This window comes from Streptomyces sp. M41(2017) (assembly GCF_002078175.1).
GTDB lineage: Bacteria > Actinomycetota > Actinomycetes > Streptomycetales > Streptomycetaceae > Streptomyces.
The window spans coordinates 533,835-551,845 of sequence record NZ_MWFK01000002.1 but is presented as its reverse complement, the minus strand read 5'-3'; the positions used below and the strand labels follow the sequence as shown (position 1 = coordinate 551,845).

At 70.5% G+C, this 18,011-nt stretch carries 14 protein-coding genes; 10 read left to right on the top strand and 4 right to left on the bottom strand.

Going from position 1 to position 18,011, the window contains the following annotated elements:
- Positions 1-27 precede the first annotated feature (27 nt).
- Positions 28-933: a sugar ABC transporter permease gene (locus B0675_RS28070; RefSeq protein WP_081222394.1), complete on the top strand. Its 906-nt coding sequence runs from the start codon at positions 28-30 to the stop codon at positions 931-933.
- 2 nt (positions 934-935) lie between these two features.
- Complete coding sequence (locus B0675_RS28065) at positions 936-1,889, top strand: carbohydrate ABC transporter permease (RefSeq protein WP_081222393.1); 954 nt, start codon at positions 936-938, stop codon at positions 1,887-1,889.
- A 77-nt stretch (positions 1,890-1,966) separates the two neighbouring features.
- Here the strand turns inward: B0675_RS28065 and B0675_RS28060 are convergent, their stop codons facing one another.
- Entirely contained in the window at positions 1,967-2,479 is a 513-nt protein-coding gene (locus B0675_RS28060) for an SRPBCC family protein (protein WP_081222392.1), read from the bottom strand.
- Positions 2,480-2,786: 307 nt separating this feature from the next.
- On the opposite strand from B0675_RS28060, the gene B0675_RS28055 reads away from it, so the two are divergent.
- On the top strand, positions 2,787-3,998 hold the full coding sequence (locus B0675_RS28055; RefSeq protein WP_081222391.1) for an MFS transporter: 1,212 nt from the start codon (positions 2,787-2,789) through the stop codon (positions 3,996-3,998).
- Between the two features lie 10 nt (positions 3,999-4,008).
- Here B0675_RS28055 and B0675_RS28050 read toward each other — a convergent pair whose 3' ends face one another.
- Positions 4,009-5,154 carry an aromatic ring-hydroxylating dioxygenase subunit alpha gene (locus tag B0675_RS28050; protein WP_241540034.1) on the bottom strand — a complete coding sequence of 382 codons (1,146 nt, stop codon included), beginning with the start codon at positions 5,152-5,154 and terminating at the stop codon, positions 4,009-4,011.
- Positions 5,155-5,921: 767 nt separating this feature from the next.
- Between B0675_RS28050 and B0675_RS28045 the strand changes: the two genes are divergently transcribed.
- Entirely contained in the window at positions 5,922-6,902 is a 981-nt protein-coding gene (locus tag B0675_RS28045) for a hypothetical protein (protein WP_081222389.1), read from the top strand.
- 635 nt (positions 6,903-7,537) lie between these two features.
- Positions 7,538-11,812, top strand: a complete 4,275-nt coding sequence (locus B0675_RS28040; protein ID WP_081222388.1) for a discoidin domain-containing protein — start codon at positions 7,538-7,540, stop codon at positions 11,810-11,812.
- Positions 11,813-11,932: 120 nt separating this feature from the next.
- On the opposite strand, the gene B0675_RS28035 is transcribed toward B0675_RS28040, so the two are convergent.
- Positions 11,933-12,538: a DUF4232 domain-containing protein gene (locus B0675_RS28035; protein WP_107482929.1), complete on the bottom strand. Its 606-nt coding sequence runs from the start codon at positions 12,536-12,538 to the stop codon at positions 11,933-11,935.
- A gap of 154 nt (positions 12,539-12,692) precedes the next feature.
- Positions 12,693-13,130, bottom strand: a complete 438-nt coding sequence (locus tag B0675_RS28030; protein ID WP_081223931.1) for a MarR family winged helix-turn-helix transcriptional regulator — start codon at positions 13,128-13,130, stop codon at positions 12,693-12,695.
- A 108-nt stretch (positions 13,131-13,238) separates the two neighbouring features.
- Here B0675_RS28030 and B0675_RS28025 point away from each other — a divergent pair, with 108 nt between their 5' ends.
- The 5 genes from B0675_RS28025 (at position 13,239) to B0675_RS28005 (ending at position 17,950) form a co-directional block, all read left to right on the top strand.
- Positions 13,239-14,117, top strand: coding sequence for an alpha/beta hydrolase (locus B0675_RS28025; RefSeq protein ID WP_081222387.1), 879 nt, complete (start codon positions 13,239-13,241; stop codon positions 14,115-14,117).
- 601 nt (positions 14,118-14,718) lie between these two features.
- Complete coding sequence (locus tag B0675_RS28020; RefSeq protein ID WP_267052154.1) at positions 14,719-15,180, top strand: lamin tail domain-containing protein; 462 nt, start codon at positions 14,719-14,721, stop codon at positions 15,178-15,180.
- A gap of 256 nt (positions 15,181-15,436) precedes the next feature.
- Entirely contained in the window at positions 15,437-15,667 is a 231-nt protein-coding gene (locus B0675_RS28015; protein ID WP_081222385.1) for a hypothetical protein, read from the top strand.
- Positions 15,668-15,760: 93 nt separating this feature from the next.
- A complete protein-coding gene (locus tag B0675_RS28010; protein WP_081222384.1) occupies positions 15,761-16,360 on the top strand; it encodes a DinB family protein in 600 nt (199 codons plus the stop codon).
- 132 nt (positions 16,361-16,492) lie between these two features.
- Positions 16,493-17,950 carry an FG-GAP-like repeat-containing protein gene (locus B0675_RS28005; protein WP_241540033.1) on the top strand — a complete coding sequence of 486 codons (1,458 nt, stop codon included), beginning with the start codon at positions 16,493-16,495 and terminating at the stop codon, positions 17,948-17,950.
- Positions 17,951-18,011 lie beyond the last annotated feature (61 nt).

Genomic DNA, 18,011 nt, shown 5'->3' with positions numbered 1-18,011 from the left:
CGATCCGTCCGCGCAGGAGGCACAACGATGTCCTCTCCCACCGCTCCACCCCGCACCGCCGCCCGCCCCGCACGCCGTTCGGTTCCGCCGGGCCTGCTCTTCGCGCTCCCCTTCCTCGTCCTGTTCGGCCTCTTCATGGTCTGGCCGTTGGTGCAGGGACTGTGGATGAGCCTGACCGACACGTCGCTGTCGGCGCACAGTCCCTCGTTCATCGGTGCGGACAACTTCAGCGAGGCTCTCCAGGACGCCGAGATGTGGCGCTCGCTCGGTCACACGCTGCTGTTCACCCTGGTCTCGACCGTCCCGCTCGTCGCCGTGGCGCTCGGCATGGCGCTGCTCGTGCACACCGGCCTGCCCGGCCAGTGGGTGTGGCGGCTGGCGTTCTTCGCCCCCTACCTGCTGCCGGTCGGCGTGGTGAGCCTGCTGTGGATGTGGCTCTACCAGCCCGACCTCGGGCTCTACAACCATCTCCTCGGCGTCCTCGGACTGGACGGATACGCCTGGCTGAGCGACGAGTCGGTGGCCCTGTGGGCGATCGTCCTCACCACGCTCTGGTGGACGGTCGGCTTCAACTTCCTGCTCTACCTCGCCGCCCTGCAGTCCATCCCGGACCACCTGTACGAGGCGGCCGCCATCGATGGCGCCGGTGCCTGGCGCCGTCTGTGGTCGATCACGCTGCCCCAGCTCGGGCGTATCACGGGCGTGATCACCGTCCTCCAGATCCTCGCCTCGCTGAAGGTCTTCGACCAGATCTACCTGCTGACCAAGGGCGGCCCGAACAACTCCACCCGACCGGTCATCGAGTACATGTACGACGTCGGGTTCACCGGCTACCGGCTCGGTTACGCCTCGGCGATCAGCTACATCTTCTTCGCCCTCGTCCTGCTCGCCTCCGCAGCGCAGTTCGCTGCCCTCCGCCGCCGGGAGAAGTGATCATGGCCACCACCGAACTGCCCGCCGGGCCACCGAGGACGAGCCCGGACTCCGCCCGTCCCGGCACACCGCGCAGGCGGCCGGCCAAGCGTCCGACGGCACCACGCGAGGGCCGGCCCCTCACCCTCGGCGAGAGCCGCACGGCCCGTGTCCTCGCCCTCGTCGTCCTCGGCGTGCTGGCCCTCGTATGGCTGCTGCCCATGGCCTGGGCCCTGCTGACCGCCTTCAAGTCCGAACAGGACGCCAGCGACCCGGTCCACTGGTTCTGGCCCGGTTCCGGATTCACCCTGGACCGCTTCACCGACGTGATCACCCGGGGCGACCTGCCCCTGTGGATGTTCAACAGCCTCTTCATCTCGGCGGCCGTCACCGTCATCACCGTCGCCGTGTCCGCGATGGCCGGGTACGCCTTCTCCCGGACCCTGTTCACGGGGCGCCGCGCCCTCTTCGCCGTCACCGTCGCCTCGATGCTGGTGCCGCCGCAACTGCTGATCGTCCCCTGGTTCCAGCAGATGCTCACGCTGAACCTGAGCGACACCTACGCCGCGGTGATCCTGCCCCAGACCGTGGCGCCGATCATGGTCTTCATCCTGAAGAAGCACTTCGACTCGCTCCCGAGGGAGCTGGAGGAGGCGGCGCGCATCGACGGGGCGGGCCCCTGGCGCATCTTCTGGTCCGTCCTGCTGCCGCTGTCGCGGCCCATGCTCGCCGCGGTCTCGATCTTCGTGTTCATCGGCGCCTGGAACAACTTCCTTTGGCCGTTCATCTCCACCTCCGACCCGTCCCTGATGACGCTCCCGGTCGGCATCACCTCGGTGAAGAACGCCTACGGACTCCAGTACGCCCAGACCATGGCCTCGGCCGTCGTGGCCGCACTGCCCCTGGTGGTGGTCTTCCTCTTCTTCCAGCGGCAGATCGTCAAGTCCGTCGCCACCACGGGGCTCGGCGGACAGTAGGCCGGGGGCGGGCGGAAGGGAAGGGAGCGGAGGGGAGGGGAGCCGCTCACCGCGAGCGGCTCAGGGCATCCGGCCGCTCATGCCACCCGGTCGTGCTCCAGCTCGCGCTTCAGGTTGCGCAGCGTGATCTCGATGTTGCGTGCCTGGAAGGCGGCGAACGTCCTGCCCGACGTGACGACCCAGTCGAAGGCGCGGGCCACGAACGCCGGCCACGTCCGGCGGTCGTCGGTCCACGTCTCCGTCACCCGGGTGCCGCCGTCGACCGCCTCGAAGCGGTACTCCCACGTCGCGATCGGGGCCCGCAGCCGGGGGCGGCCGACACCGATCGCGCAGACGCGGAACGCGAAGCGGCTCCCCGGATCGGCCGCCGTGACCTTGCACCGGGTGACCCACCGGAACATCCCGCGCTTGTTGCGTCCGACGAAGGTGGTGCCCAGGGCGGCCGGACCGGTCGGGGACCCGGCCGTCGTGCCCCGGTTCTCCGGACTCCAGCGGCCCATGTCCGCCGGGCTGCTCACTGCCCGGAAGGCGGCCTCGGGCGACACGCCGTCGACGATGATGCTGCTGCTCACGGTGAACACACGGGTCACTGCACGCCTCCCGACCGACCGGACACGAAATTACCGCCGAGTAGGGATCATGGCATGCACGGCTCCCCGCGCCCAGGGCAGGGGCGGCGCGAGGTGACGGGAGGCCCCATGATCCGCCGCGTTCGACGGGTCGATCTTGGAATGTACGGGGCTTTGGCATTGCTGCACGCCTGGGGGCCTCACACTGGTCCCAGAGGTGCTCCGGGCAATGGTGCTCGGCACGACCGGACCCGGGAACCGTCGGCGATCTCCGTCCCGACCGCTCCCACGTCCCCTGCCCGCTGTCCTCGAAAGGTTTCCCCGCACCATGCCCCTGGCTCTGCTGGCCCTGGCCGTCGTCGCGTTCGGCATCGGCACGACCGAGTTCGCCACGATGGGGCTGCTGCCCCAGATCGCCGACGGAATCGACGTGTCCGTACCGCAGGCCGGCAACGTCGTCTCGGCGTACGCGCTCGGTGTCGTCGTGGGCGCTCCGATCCTGACGGGCATCGGCGCGCGCATCCCGCACAAGCGCCTGCTGCTGCTCCTGACCGGCCTGTTCGTGATCGGCAACGTGGCCTCGGCGCTCGCTCCCACCTTCGGCACCCTCTTCGCCGCCCGCTTCCTCGCGGGGCTGCCGCACGGCGCCCTGTTCGGCGTCGGTGCCGTCGTCGCCTCCCGCCTGGTCGCCCCCGACCGTGCGGCACGAGCGGTCTCGAAGATGTTCCTCGGCCTCACCGTCGCCAACATCGTCGGGGTGCCCCTCGTCACGGCCCTCGGCCAGCACCTGGGCTGGCGGTCCGCCTACGGCGCCGTCGGGGTCATCGGCCTCATAGCCCTGGCGGCCCTGGCCGCCTTCGTCCCGCACCAGCCCCGCGGTCAGCAGTCCGGCATCCGCCACGAACTTCGGGCCATGGGCAACCGGCAGGTCGCGATGGGCCTGATCACCGCCGTCGTCGGATTCGGCGGCTTCTTCGCCGTCTACAGCTACCTCGTGCCGATGCTCACGCACCTGACCGGCATCTCCGGCACGTGGATCACCTGGGTCCTCGCGCTCTACGGCGTCGGCATGACGCTCGGGACACTGATCGCCGGACCGCTCACCGACCGTGCCCTGCGTCCGACGCTCTACGCCGGACTCATCCTGCTCACCGCGGGTCTGGTGACGTTCTACTTCACGGTGCACAGCACCGTTCCCGCGCTGCTCACCATCACCTTCATCGGCGCGATGGGATCCCTCATCACCACGCCCGTCCAGATGCTCCTCATGGCCAAGGCGAAGAACGCCCCCACGATGGCGGCGGCCTCGAACCACTCCGCGTTCAACCTGGCCAACGCCGGCGGCGCCTGGCTGGGCGGCCTGGTCATCTCCGCGGGCTGGGGCTGGGCGTCCCCCAACCTGGTCGGCGCGGCCCTCGCCCTGGCCGGGCTCGGCCTCGCCTTCGCCGGCGGTCTCATGGACCGCGGCCGGCGACGGTCCGAGATCATCACGGAAGGCAAGCCCGTGACCGGTCAGGAGACCGCCGTCCACAACGCCTGAGCCGCGGGGACTACTCCGCCGCACCTTCGGCGGCCGGGGCGGCGGGGCGTGCCGCGGCAGCACCGCTCGCGACCCCCGCCCGGTGCGCCGGGGTCGCGAGTCCGCACGGCGTGCAGCCGGACTCCACGTCCGACCGCAGCGGCACACCGTTGCTGCGCAGTACGTCGCGGAGGTCGAGGATGAGCGGGAACACCTCGTGGTTGCGGTCCTCGCCCTGTTCGTCCCAGGCACGCTGCTCCGCCTCGACCGCCGTCCTGTCCTGCGCGAACACGCGCTCCGTGAAGCGCCGGATGAGGGGCCACGCGAGGTGCATCGCCCCCGGTACCGGCGGCTTCGCGATCGTCAGCAGGCCGTAGGCGTGATTGAGGCGCTGCTCCGCGTCCTCGGGAACGTAGGCCGCCCACAGCGAGAACGCCGGGAGATCCGTGCCCTCGGGCACTCCCCGCAGCGTCTGGTACGGGTACTCGGTGCGGATGGTGATGACGTCGGGCGTGTCCCGCCCGCCGACCCCCTCCGCCGACAGCAGACCCGCGCCCCGGTCCTTGCGGCCCCCGGCGGGCACGAACAGATACCGGGCCTCGACGTGCCGGGGCCCCGTCTCGTAGCCGAGCAGCTCCGGCCGGATCCTGCCGAGCACACTCCGGTGCAGGAACTGGTGGTTCATGTCGAGCAGGTTCTCGTGCATGAACGAGTAGTGGCAGCGCACCGTACGCGAGAACGTCATCGTCCGGTGCGCGGGCGAGTGGTACTCGGGCAGCCGCGGGAACGCCGCCGCCTCCGCCAGGGCAGGGTCGCCCGGGAACACGAACACCAGGCCGTACGCCTCGCGCACCGGATAGGAACGCACACCGCGCGGCGGGCGCTCACAGCCCTTCGGCAGATAGGGAATCTGCGAGATGCGGCCGTCGCCCCGGTAGGCCCAGGCGTGGTAGCAGCACCGGAGGATGTCGCCCTCGACCACGCCCATGCTCAACGGCACCTGACGGTGGGCGCAGCGGTCCTCCAACGCGTGCACGGTGCCGCTGCGCCCCCGGTACAGCGCGATCCGCTGCCCGGCGAAAGCCGTCGCGAACGTACGGTTGCGCCGGACCTTCCGCGAGGTCGCCACGGGGTACCAGTGGTCCGGCGCGATGCCGATCCGCCGCAGATCCGGCACCGGCCCCGGGAGGCCTCCGGGACGTCCGTCCACATGATGCGGCGGGAATCCCCCGGGCGAGGGGGCGGACCGCCGGTCCTGCCGGTCTGTTCCGGGTCGGTCGGGTCGGGCCTCGGTCATGGCTGGGGTCCCTTGCGCTCGGGCGGAAGGTCATGTCCTGCGACGACAGGGGGCACCGCGGCTCAGGACGCAGGACGTGCGCACCCACGACGCCGCCACGGCACCCCCGCACCACGCGCGGTGCTCCGCTCGCCGCCCCGCGGGGCTCCACATCCCTACCGTGGCCGGGGGCCCCATGGCCGTCAACCGCGCAGGTGCGCAGGTGTGGCGCACGGGATCGCCGGTACGGGGCCGGCGGCAGCCGGGTGCTCCGGCGCCCTGGGCCGTCCGGGCGCGGCGGTGTTCTGCCCGGCTGACCGCGGGGCCGCTGCTCCGAACGGGGGAGAAGGGCGTGGGGCGCCACCACCGTCGAGTCCGCCGGCACGTACGGCGTCCCTCCGCGTCCGCCGACCGGAGCGCGCCTCGCCGGTCGTGGGGTTCCGGTGGAGATCGTCGTGTGCTCCGCAACGGGTGGGGCCGTCGAGCGGTCGTAGTGCCTGTGGCGGCTCGGAGTGCCACAGACAGGTCGACGGTCGGTGGAGGGGGATGGCGTGGGACGGTGGGGATGGGCCGCAATGGCGGTGCTGATGCCGGCGGTTCTACTGGCGCAGACAGCAGGGGGTGCGAAGGCCATTGCGGCGGGCGAAGACTGCCGCAATCCGCGGATCATGGTTCTGGGAACGCTGAAGTCAGACCGGACGGGCGCCGTTGAGGACATCAGCGCGAGCGGTCTCGCCGTCGGTGTCTCCGGACAGCGGCCCGTGTACTGGACCGGGACGCGGGCGCACAAGGTTCCCGTGCCGGCGGGATTCGACGGCGGGCAGGTCGCGGCGGTCAACGGCACCGGGCTGATGGTGGGTTGGTTCACCGCCGGCGGGGATCCGTGGAACCGCACGCCGTTCAGCTACCGGGCCGGTGCGGCGGCCGCGACCCTGCTGCCGACGGGCGGAGTGTCGGGCTGGGCGGCCGACGTCGACGACCGCGGGTGGATCGTGGGCACGGTGAACGGAGCCGACCGCGGGGCCGTCTGGAGGAAGGGGCACCGGGTCGCGACCCTCCGGGTGGCCGACGGACAGTCGATCACGGAGGTCACGTCGATCGGGTCGGCCGGTACGGTCGTCGCGAACGGCACGGTCTGGAACGCCGGCATGGAGGACTACCAGAGTGTCGTGCTCCGGTGGGAATCCGTCGGCACTCCCGCCGAGATCCTCGGTCCGCCGGTCGGACCGAGTCTCCAGGGATGGGGGCGTCCGGCAGTCGACGGCCAGGGGCGGGTGGTCGGATCCCTGCTGAGCAGTGTCGAGGCCACCGCGATGCACTGGGACCCGCCGGGGTACGACAGCCCCGCCGACGTGCCGAATCTGCCGGGCTTCAACTCAGGCCGGTTCACGGCGATCAGCCCGCACACGCACCTCGCCGCCGGCATCGCGGACACGCGGGACGACGTGGGGCCCGCGGACCAGGCCGAGGTGTGGCCCGGCAGCGGACCCGCCCTCGCCCTGCCGCGTCCGGCCGCCGACCGGGCGTCACACGCCTATGCCGCGTCCGACAACGGATCGGTCGGCGGAGACGCGGCCGACATCCTCGGTGACGCGAAGCCCGTGGTGTGGACATGCGCGCTGAAGCAGGCCTACGTTCCGGCGCGTTGACACGACGGTCGCCCACTGGTCGAAAGCCGCCTCACTCCGGTGGGGCGGCTTTCGCGTGCCGGAAGGCGCGCAACCGTTTGCGTGTGGTCGACGCGGAGATCGACCCCTTGACCGCCCCACGTCTACGCAAGAAATTGCGCACATTGCATCCGCTTGCACGTGGGCTCGAACGTCCCCGGGCGGCAGCCGTGAGGAGAGGCGTCGGGGGAGGGAGTCCCAGGGGTGCTCCACCGCCCCATCTGACCGAAATGCTGTCGACAGGTCATATGGCCGACATGCCGCGGCAGTTGGAGTCCCCTATCCGTGGCTCCTGCTGCCCCGTGCTGGCGGCGGCTTCCCGTTCGTCCGTCTCCCCGCTGGTTCGAAGCCGCGCACGTCACGCCTCCGTGGTCGAGACGCAGGTGCGTCCGGTGAAACTTGTGCCGCACGGACCGTAGACGGACTCGCATTGCTCTGCAATATTGCGATGAAACATTGCAAGAACCTGCGTGTGCGTTCTCCTTGGAGGGCGCGCACAGCTCCAGGGACGACCGCTTCAACCGTCCCGCCCGTCGAACCGCGCCATCGCTCTGCCCAGGAACGAGCCGACCTCGCCGCCCCTCCGGCGCGCGAACCTCCGCAGGGAGTGACCCCGCATGACTCGATACAAGCCGAGATCGTGGAGACGACGCGCAGCGACCGCTGTGCTCGCCTCGACGGTCATGGTTCTAGGCCTGCCCGCCGTAGGCGCCACCGCGGCAGGTGGTCCCAACACCGCCGCGGACGCCCCGACCAAGGCCGGTAGCGCCCGTGACGCCCATGCCGCCGCCAACGTCACCGACGGCGACCTCGACACCTACTGGCAGGCGGGAAAGAAGTCCGCCCAGTGGGTGCAGACCGACCTCGGGCGCACGCAGCGCGTCCGCCAGGTCGTGCTCCGGCTGCCCGAGCACTGGCAGACCCGCAAGCAGACGCTCGCGCTGCAGGGCAGCGCCGACGGGAAGAGCTTCGCCACGCTCAAGTCGTCCGCGCGGTACGTCTTCAGCCCCGGCAACGACAACACCGTGAAGGTCTCCTTCCCCGCGACCCTCGCCCGCTACGTCCGCGCCGACTTCAGCGACAACTCGGTCGCCTCCACCGCCCAGCTCGCCGAGATGCAGGTCCTCACGGCCGCCGCGTCGACCCCCAACCTCGCCCAGGGCAAACCCTTCACGGAGAGCGGCCACGCCGACGTCTACGGCGCGGCCAACGCGGGTGACGGCAACCGGGCCACCTACTGGGAGAGCAAGAACAACGCCTTCCCGCAGTGGATCCAGGTCGACCTCGGGTCCTCGGTCAAGGTGAACCAGGTGGCCCTGCGGCTGCCCGGCGGATGGCCGAGCCGCAGCCAGACGCTCAAGATCCAGGGCTCCACCGACAACCAGAACTTCACCGACCTGACGGCGTCGAAGGCGTACACCTTCGACAGCAGCACCGACCAGTCGGCGACCATCAGCCTCGACACCACCACCACGCGCTACGTACGCGTGCTGATCACCGCCAACACCGCATGGCCCGCAGGGCAGTTGTCCGAGCTGGAGGTCTACGGACCCGCGACCGGTGACACCCAGGCCCCCACCGCGCCGTCGAACCTGAGCTACACCGAACCGGCCACCGGGCAGATCAAGCTCAACTGGAGCGCGGCGACCGACGACACGGCGGTCACCGGGTACGACGTCTACGCCAACGGCCAGCTCCGCGCGAGCGTCGCCGGGAACGTCCTGACGTACACGGACACGCAGCCGGCCGGCTCCGACATCACCTACTTCGTCCGGGCCAAGGACGCGGCGGGCAACGTCTCCGCCAACAGCAACAGCGTCACCCGCAAGGGATCGGGGGGCGACACCCAGGCGCCCACCGCGCCGGGCAACCTCGCCTACACGCAGTCCGGCAGCGACGTGAAGCTCACCTGGCAGGCGTCGAGCGACAACGTCAAGGTCACCGGCTACGACGTCTACGCCAACGACCAGGTCATCAAGACCGTCGCGGGTGACGTCCTGACCTACACGGACACGCCGTCCGCGGCGGCCACCGTCACCTACTACGTGAAGGCGAAGGACGCCGCCGGGAACACGTCCACGGCGAGCAACAGCGTCACGCGGACCGGCTCCACCGGCGGCGGCTCCAACCTCGCCCAGGGCAAGCCCATCGACGCCTCCTCGTCCACCTTCACGTTCGTCGCGGCCAACGCCAACGACGGCTCGACGAGCACCTACTGGGAGAGCGGTGGCGGCGCCTACCCGGCCACCCTCACCACCAAGCTGGGTGCCAACGCCGACCTGAGCCAGGTCGTCGTGAAGCTCAGCCCGGACTCGGCGTGGGCGACGCGCACCGAGAACATCCAGGTCCTCGGCCGCGACCAGGACGCGACGGCCTTCACCAGCCTCGCCGCGGCGAAGGACTACACGTTCAACCCCGCGAGCGGCAACACCGTGACCATCCCGGTCTCCGGCTCCGCCGCCGACATCCAGCTCAAGGTCACCTCCAACACCGGCGCCCCGGGCGCGCAGGTCGCCGAGTTCCAGGTCATCGGCACCCCCGCCGCCAACCCGGACCTCAAGGTCACCGGCATCACGAACTCGCCGGCGGCTCCCGTCGAGTCGGACGCGGTCAGTCTCACCGCGACCGTCACCAACAGCGGCAGCAAGGCGTCCAAGGCCACCGACCTGAACTTCACCCTCGGCGGAACGAAGGTCGCCACGGCGGACGTCCCGGCACTCGCCGCCGGCGAGACGAAGACGGTCACCGCGAGCATCGGCGCCCGGGACGCGGGCAGTTACTCCGTCGGTGCGGAGGTGGACCCGTCGAACAAGGTCATCGAGCAGAACGACGCGAACAACGTGTTCACCCGCTCCGACGCCCTCGTCGTCAAGCCCGTCTCCAGCTCCGACCTGGTCGCCGCCCCCGTGGCCTGGAGCCCCTCCAGCGCCTCGGCCGGTGACGACGTCAAGTTCACCGTCGCGATCAAGAACCAGGGAAGCATCGCCTCCGCGGCGGGCGCCCACGGCGTCACCCTGACGGTCCTGGACTCCAAGGGCGCCACGGTCAAGACGCTCACCGGTTCCTACAGCGGCGCCATCGCCGCGGGCCAGACGACCGCACCGGTCGGCCTCGGCTCGTGGACAGCCGTCAACGGTAAGTACACCGTCAAGACCGTCATCGCCGACGACGCCAACGAACTGCCGGTCAAGCGCACCAACAACACCACCAGCCAGGCCCTGTTCGTCGGCCGCGGCGCCGACATGCCGTACGACATGTACGAGGCGGAGGACGGCACGGTCGGTGGCGGCGCCAAGGTCGTCGGCCCGAACCGGACCGTCGGCGACATCGCCGGCGAGGCGAGCGGCCGCAAGGCGGTGACCCTCAGCGGGACCGGCCAGTACGTCGAGTGGACCACCCGCGCGGCCACCAACACCCTGGTGACGCGCTTCTCGATCCCGGACGGCACCAACACCACGCTCAACGTCTACGTGGACGGCCAGTTCCTCAAGGCCATCGACCTCACCTCGCAGTACGCCTGGCTGTACGGCAGCGAGACCGCGCCCGGCAACTCGCCCGGCTCCGGCGCCCCGCGCCACATCTACGACGAGGCGAACCTGCTGCTCGGCAAGACCGTGCCGGCCGGTTCCAAGATCCGGCTGCAGAAGGACGCCGCCAACACCTCCACCTACGCCATCGACTTCGTCAACACCGAGCAGGCCACCGCCGCCGCGAACCCGGACCCCGCCGCCTACGCCGTCCCCGCCGGCTTCACGCACCAGGACGTGCAGAACGCGCTCGACAAGGTCCGTATGGACACCACCGGCAAGCTCGTCGGTGTCTACCTGCCGGCCGGCGACTACGAGACCGCCAGCAAGTTCCAGGTCTACGGCAAGGCCGTCAAGGTCGTCGGAGCCGGGCCGTGGTTCACCCGCTTCCACGCCCCGTCCTCGCAGGAGAACACCGACATCGGCTTCCGGGCCGAGGCGACCGCGAACGGCTCGTCGTTCGCCGGATTCACCTACTTCGGCAACTACACGTCCCGGATCGACGGCCCGGGCAAGGTGTTCGACTTCTCCAACGTCTCCAACATCACCATCGACAACGTCTGGGTCGAGCACATGGTGTGCCTCTACTGGGGTGCCAACACCGACAGCGTGACCATCAAGAACTCCCGTATCCGTGACACGTTCGCCGACGGCATCAACATGACGAACGGCTCCACGGACAACCACGTCGTCAACAACGACGCCCGGGCCACCGGCGACGACAGCTTCGCGCTCTTCTCGGCGATCGACTCCGGCGGCGCGGACGAGAAGAACAACCTCTACGAGAACCTCACCTCGACGCTCACCTGGCGAGCGGCCGGTATCGCCGTCTACGGCGGATACAACAACACCTTCCGCAACATCCGCGTGGCGGACACCCTGGTGTACTCCGGCATCACGATCTCCTCGCTGGACTTCGGCTACCCGATGAACGGCTTCGGGACCGACCCCACGACGATCGAGAACGTCTCCCTGGAGAGGACGGGCGGGCACTTCTGGGGCTCGCAGGTCTTCCCCGCCATCTGGGCCTTCTCCGCCTCGAAGGTGTTCCAGGGCATCCGGGTCAACGACGTCGACATCGACGACTCCACCTACGGAGGCGTCATGTTCCAGACCAACTACGTCGGCGGCCAGCCGCAGTTCCCGGTCAAGGACACCATCTTCACCGACATCTCCATCACCAACTCCAAGAAGAGCGGAGACGCGTTCGACGCCAAGTCCGGGTGGGGCATCTGGGCCAACGAGCTCCCCGAGCCCGGTCAGGGCCCCGCGGTGGGCGAGGCGACCTTCCGCAACCTGCGGATGAGCGGCAACGCCCAGGACATCCGCAACACCACCAGCACGTTCAAGATCAACGTCGAGTAGACGGCACGGCACGCAACAGCGCGGGGTCGCCCTTCGGGAGGGCGGCCCCGCGCTGCCGTGTTCCGGAGGGACCTCGCCCTGAGCGCTGCGTGCGCCGGCGGGGCACCGTACCGGGAGCGGTCATCCGGTGACGTCGATGTGCTTGGCCAGCGCCGTGACACTCAGGTCGCCGTGGTCGACCCACTCGGGGAAGGCGAGGGTCTTGTGCCGGGTGGCGGCGGGCGGCGTGATCTCGAGGTAGGCCGCGTGAACCGCCTGGGATGTGCCGGTGCCTGCGTGCGTCCAGGAGACGACCGCTTCGGCGCTCTCGCCGTCCTTGAGCGTGAGGGTCCTGGTCCCCGGGTCTGCCGCGTACCAGGTGTCTCCCCACTGCGTGTGGGACGCCAGCGTCCTGTGCGCCGCGTCCTCCAGGCCCAGCCCGGGGAACCCGCGCAGCGCGCAGGTGGTGCCACTGAGATTGCGCAGCCGCACGACGACGCCCTGGTGATTCATGCCGCCGGCCAGCCTCTCGCCGAAGGTCCCCTTGAGCGCCGAGGCGGCACAGGTCGGTGTGGCCTTGGCGGCGCCGCTGTCGCCTGCCGCCCGAGCGACGCCCGCTCCGGTGAGGCCGAGCGCGGCGGCGGCGGCCGCCGCGAGGGCGGCACGGCGCAGCCGGCGGTCCGGGCGGCTGTCCCCCGTGGAACCGGAGACGGCGGTCTGGTCGGCGGTGCTGTGGCGGTCGCTCATGAGCATGCTCTCCACTCGTGTTCGTCGACGCGGGCCGTGCCCCGCACCCGCGTCGCCCTGTGGTGCCGTACACGAGGTCCGATGACCGACTGAACGGAAAAGTTCGCTGGAGACCCAAAAAAGTTCAGACGCGTCCGCATGGTTCCGGCTCGGCTCAGCGTGGCGGGTCTGTCCGGGCGAGGTCGACGTCGTCGAAGAGCTCCAGCATCCGGGCCAGTACGTGGAGGCACGAGTCGACGTCGGCGCCGGTGAGGTCGCCGCCGGTCCGACGCAGGAGTGCGTGCTCGCGGGTGGTCACCTCGGTGATCGCGGTGCGGCCGTGGTCGGTCAGCCGGATCAGCGAGGAGCGCTGGTGCGCGGGATTGGGGACGGTCTCGACGAGGTGGCGCGCCGCGGCCTCGTTGACCATCCGCTGGACGAACTGGCGGCTGAGCGACTGGGCCCGGCCCATCTGGGGGACGGTCATCGGTCCGTGCCCACGCAGGAGGTCCAGCACGGCGCGGATGCCGGCGGACAGGTCCGGCGCGGCGTCCTGCTCGATCTTGCGCTGGACGCGCCGGTAGAGCGGCCCGACCAGAGCGAAGACCTCCATGAGCCGCTCGGGGAGTTCGTCGGGAGCGAGGGGGCGGGAAGCATCGGTCACGCCCCCATCATGACACTCAGGTTGTCATGATGGCGCCATTGTGACACCTTGGTTGTCATGACGGAGACCACGCACCCCGCCCAGGCCGCACGGCCCGTGCCCGCGTTCGACACCTTCGCGTCGGAGGACGGCCTCCTCGCCTACCGCGACGAGGGGCCCCGCTCGGGCCGGCCGCTGGTCCTGCTGCACGCGGGGTTCGCCGACCACACCGAGTTCGACAACCTGGTTCCCCGCCTGGTCGAGCACGGTCACCGGGTCGTCGCGCCCGATGCCCGAGGTCACGGCTGGTCCGCGAACGCGACCAGGCCGTTCCGTCAGACCGACGACCTCGCCGCTTTGTTGGACCACCTCGACCTCGCCGCTCCGGCGGTGCTGGTCGGTGTCTCGATGGGCGCGCTCATCGCCATCGACACCGCCATCGAACATCCCTCTCTCGTAGCGGCGTTGGTGGTGAGCGGCCGAGGTCTGGGTGAGCCCCGCATCGAGGATCCCTGGTCGGCGGCCCGGCAGGAAGCCCAGGCGAAGGCGCTGGCCGTCGGTGACGTCTCCGGCTGGCTGGACGGCCTGGCCCGCTGGGCGGCGGGTCCCTCCCGCACCCTTGAGGATCTCGACGCCGAAGTGGTGCGACACCTGCGGGAGATGGCGACCCGCACGCTGGTCAAGCACACCCCGGACGAGCCGGACCGCACCGTCGCGGTGTCCGACGTGGCCGCGCGGGCCGAGGACATCGCCGTACCGGTCCTGGCCGTCAACGGGGCCCTGGACTCACCCGCGTGCCTGGAGACCGTCGCCGCTCTGATGGAGGTCGTCCCGCACGGACGGACCGTCGCCATCGAGGGGGCCGGTCATCACGCATCGCTGGAGTGCCCGGAACGGTTCGCGCGCGTTCTCGTTGACTTCTTGGACGAGGTGCACGGTGAGGCGGGCCGCCGTTGACGCGGTGCGGGGCCGGACTGCCCGCCCTCCCGGCGCTCTTGGGGTCGGTGCACCCGTAGTTGGTGCACCGCGAGGCGGCTGGTACAGTGGATCTTGAGCTGAACGGCGGAAGCCCGCAGGTTCATGATGCGTCGGTGGTCCAAGGAAAGACGCCCCACTTCCTGTGGGGAGATGCAGGTGCAAGGCCTGCCCGGCGCTCTGTGAAGGCCCTGTCCCCCTGGTGGGGGGCAGGGCCTTTTGCTGTGCGCGGTGACCCGGACTCGTGCGCGTCACACGGCTGTTACCCACTTTCGGGTGATCGTGAAATGACTGCCGGGGTGGCGGGACCTGGCGAAAGTGGCCCCGTGACCAGCGGTGGCAACGGATCGTCGGTCACGCGAGCGTCAACCTGATGCCTACACGACCTAGATGGACGCTGCAATCAAGCGTCACGGAAATGTAGTTGAACGGAAACGCGATCCACGTCTCGTTCACATCGCGGCGATGTGGTGGGCAAGGTGTGAATGCGCGGTCGACCGACCGCCACCCGCACGCCGCACGACCGGCCCGTATTCCTGCCGGCTGTGCCCGCACAATGCAGGGGGAACCTGTGACCGTATCCGTGACTGCCCGCCGTCTGACCGCTGCCGCGCTGACCACCGCGGCCGTGACCGCGGCCATCGCGGTGCCGGCGTCCGCCGCCGACCACCGCCCGCACCGGCAGAGTGTCGAGATCAGCCGAGTGCAGTACGACTCTCCGGGTCGTGAGGACCGCTCCAACCGCTCCCTCAACCAGGAGTGGGTGGAGATCACCAACAACACCCGGCAGGCCGTCAACCTCGACGGCTGGACCCTCTCCGCCCGGGACGGCCGCACCTACACCTTCCACCACTACCGCCTCGACGGCCGCTCGACGGTCCGCGTCCACACCGGCGTCGGCCACGACACCCGCCGTGACGTGTTCCAGGACCGGCGCAACTACGTCTGGGACAACCACGCCGACACCGCGACGCTGCGCAACGACCACCGCCGCTTCGTCGACGACGCCTCGTGGGGGCGCCGCCACCACGACGCGCGCCGCTAGCCGTACCTGAACCGTCACCGTAGGCCGTGGATGCCCACGGCCGCGGTGGGCGGGTGCGTGGTACGCGCTACCTGACGGGCGGTGGAATGGTCCGGGTCGGTGACGGCCTCGGACACTCCACCGCCCGTTGTTCCGCCTCGGTCCGACGGTCGGTGATCTCAACCGTGGGCGCGCCGGGCGGCCTTGTCGCGAGGGCTGCGTCTACGAGGCCGGCCCGGGGGCACCCGTGAGGTGGGTTCGTCGAGGGGGGACGCACATGCTGGAACGTTCGCACGGCCGCACCGTGCCCGCGTGGGCGCGGCCAGGTGCACGGTGGGGGCCGTTCGTGTACGGGCCGCTGCTCTGCATCAGTGCCGGACTCCTGGTCCTGCGGATCGCGGACCGTGCCGGCGCCGCGAGCATCGTGTGGAGCTCGCTCCAGGTGCTGCTGTGGGTGGTGCTGCTGGCCGGCAACCTCGCGGCTCGGCACAGGAACCAGGAGACGTGAGCTCCCCGTGCTCCCCATCTCCTGAAGGCGAGGCCGCCCCGGTCGGCGGCCGGGCCGGAGCCGGTGTCGGTGCCGGGTGCGAGACTGCCCGGCATGATGGATCACGACGCCAAAGCCGATCTGCTCCGCTACTTGCAGGAAGCCCGGGACTCCTTGGTGTGGAAGGTGGAGGGGCTGGGGGAGTACGACGTCCGGCGCCCCCTCACCCCGACGGGGACGAACCTGCTGGGTCTGGTCAAGCACCTCGCGGGCGTGGAGTTGGGCTACTTCGGGGACACCTTCGGACGGCCGTTCTTCGACAAGGAGCCGCCGGCGTGGTGGTACACGGAGGACGCCGAACTCAACGCCGACATGTGGGCCACTCCGCAGGAGTCGCGTGAGCAGATCGTCGACCTGTACCGACGAGCGTGGGAGCACTCGAACGCCACGATCGCCTCACTGACGCTGGACGCGGTCGGCCGTATCCCCTGGTGGCCGCAGGAGCGCGGCGAGGTGACGCTGCATCACGTCGTCGTACGGGTCCTGGCGGAGACCCAGCGACACGCCGGTCACGCCGACATCGTGCGCGAGCTCGTGGACGGGTCAGTCGGTGACAAGAAGGGCAGCGGCAACATTCCGGACGGCGACCAGGCGGATTGGGAGCGCTACCGGGACCGACTGGAGCAGGCGGCACGGGAAGCCGGAGACAGATGACCCCGCGCTGCGCTGCGGCCCTCCCCGGCCGTGAACCAGAGGTGAACCCCGCGGCAATCCCCGCACAACCTCAGCCCCCTCTCGGCTGTCACAGGAGTGCCCCCTGTGTCTGCGAACCGAGTTGGAGCCCCCGTGCGCATACGGACGTACGCCATAGCAGTGACGGTCGCCGTCTCGGCCACCGCCGGCCCGATCCTCGCCCCGCCCGCGAGCGCGGCTGTCCCGAAGGCGTTCGCCAGTGACCTCGACGGCGACGGCTTCGCCGACCTCGCCGTCGGAGTGCCGGACGGCGCCGTCGACGGAAAGGCCAAGGCCGGATACGTCGACATCGTCTGGGGCGGGGCGAAAGGGCTCGGAACGCGCGGCGACACCCGGATCACCCAGGCGAGACCCGGTATCCCCGGCACCCCCGAGAAGGGCGACCGGTTCGGCGCCGCGGTGTCCGTGGCCGACGTGAACGGCGACGGCAGGGCGGACGTGGTCATCGGCGTCCCCGGTGAGGACATCGACGGAGTCGGCGCCGACGCGGGCACCGTCTCCGTCCTGTACGGCGCGCACGGTGGCCTGGGTACCGGCGCCACCGTCCAGAACGGCCCCGGGTCCTCCGCCGCCTACGGAAAGTCCCTGGTGGCCGCCGACTTCACCGGCGACGGCACCACGGACGTCGCGATCGGCGCGACGGACGAGGTCGTGCTCAAGCGGGGCGGCGGTCCCGCGACCACCGTGTTCACCGGCGCCATGGGCGGACGCGCGCCCGTCCTGGCGGCCGGCGATTTCGACGGCAGTGACGACGGCGTCCCCGACCTCGCCACCGGGTACTGGTCCACGGCTCCGTTCACCCAGTCCCACGTACGCCTGTGGAGCTGGTCCCCCGAGGAGAAGTCGCTCGCCAACTTCTGGAACACCGACAACGCCGGCGTCTCCGCGCTGGCCGCGGGCGACTTCGACGGGGACGGCCACGACGACCTCGCCCTCGGCGAGTGCCGGGAGATAGCCGACGAGAACATCGACGACCCCTGTGGCCCGGAGGAGCTCGCCGAGGGCGGCGGCATCCACATCCACTACGGCGCCGGCATCCCCTGGAACTTCGGCTACCGCCGGCAGACCCTCAACCAGGACACCGCCGGTGTGCGGGGCGTCGCCGAGGCCGCCGACCACTTCGGTGCGGCGCTCGTCGCGGCCGACGTCGACGGCGACGGCCGCGACGACCTGATCGCCGGTGCCCCGGGCGAGGCTATCGGCAGCCGCGCGCAGGCGGGCGCCGCGACCCTGCTCCTGGGCGGTCCGACCGGACTCGTCGACGCGCACGGCGAGGCCCGTTCGGTGGCCTACCAGCAGAACACCCCGGGTGTTCCCGGCGCCGCGGAGGCGGGCGACGCGTTCGGGGCGGCGGTCGCGACGGGCGACTACGACCATGACGGCGCGGCGGACATCGCGGTCGGCTCGCCCGGCGAGAACACCGGATCGGGCGGAGTCTGGGTGCTTCCGGCAGCCTCTCCCGACGGCTCCTCCGTGTTCACCCCCGCGAAGCTCGGTCTGCCGTCTCCTTCGAGCGCGCTGAAGTACGGCGGAACGCTGACCAGCGACTGAGGCAGGCCGGACGGCGTCACGGGGTGACCGAGGAGGTGACCTCGCTCGAAGACGCGTGCCG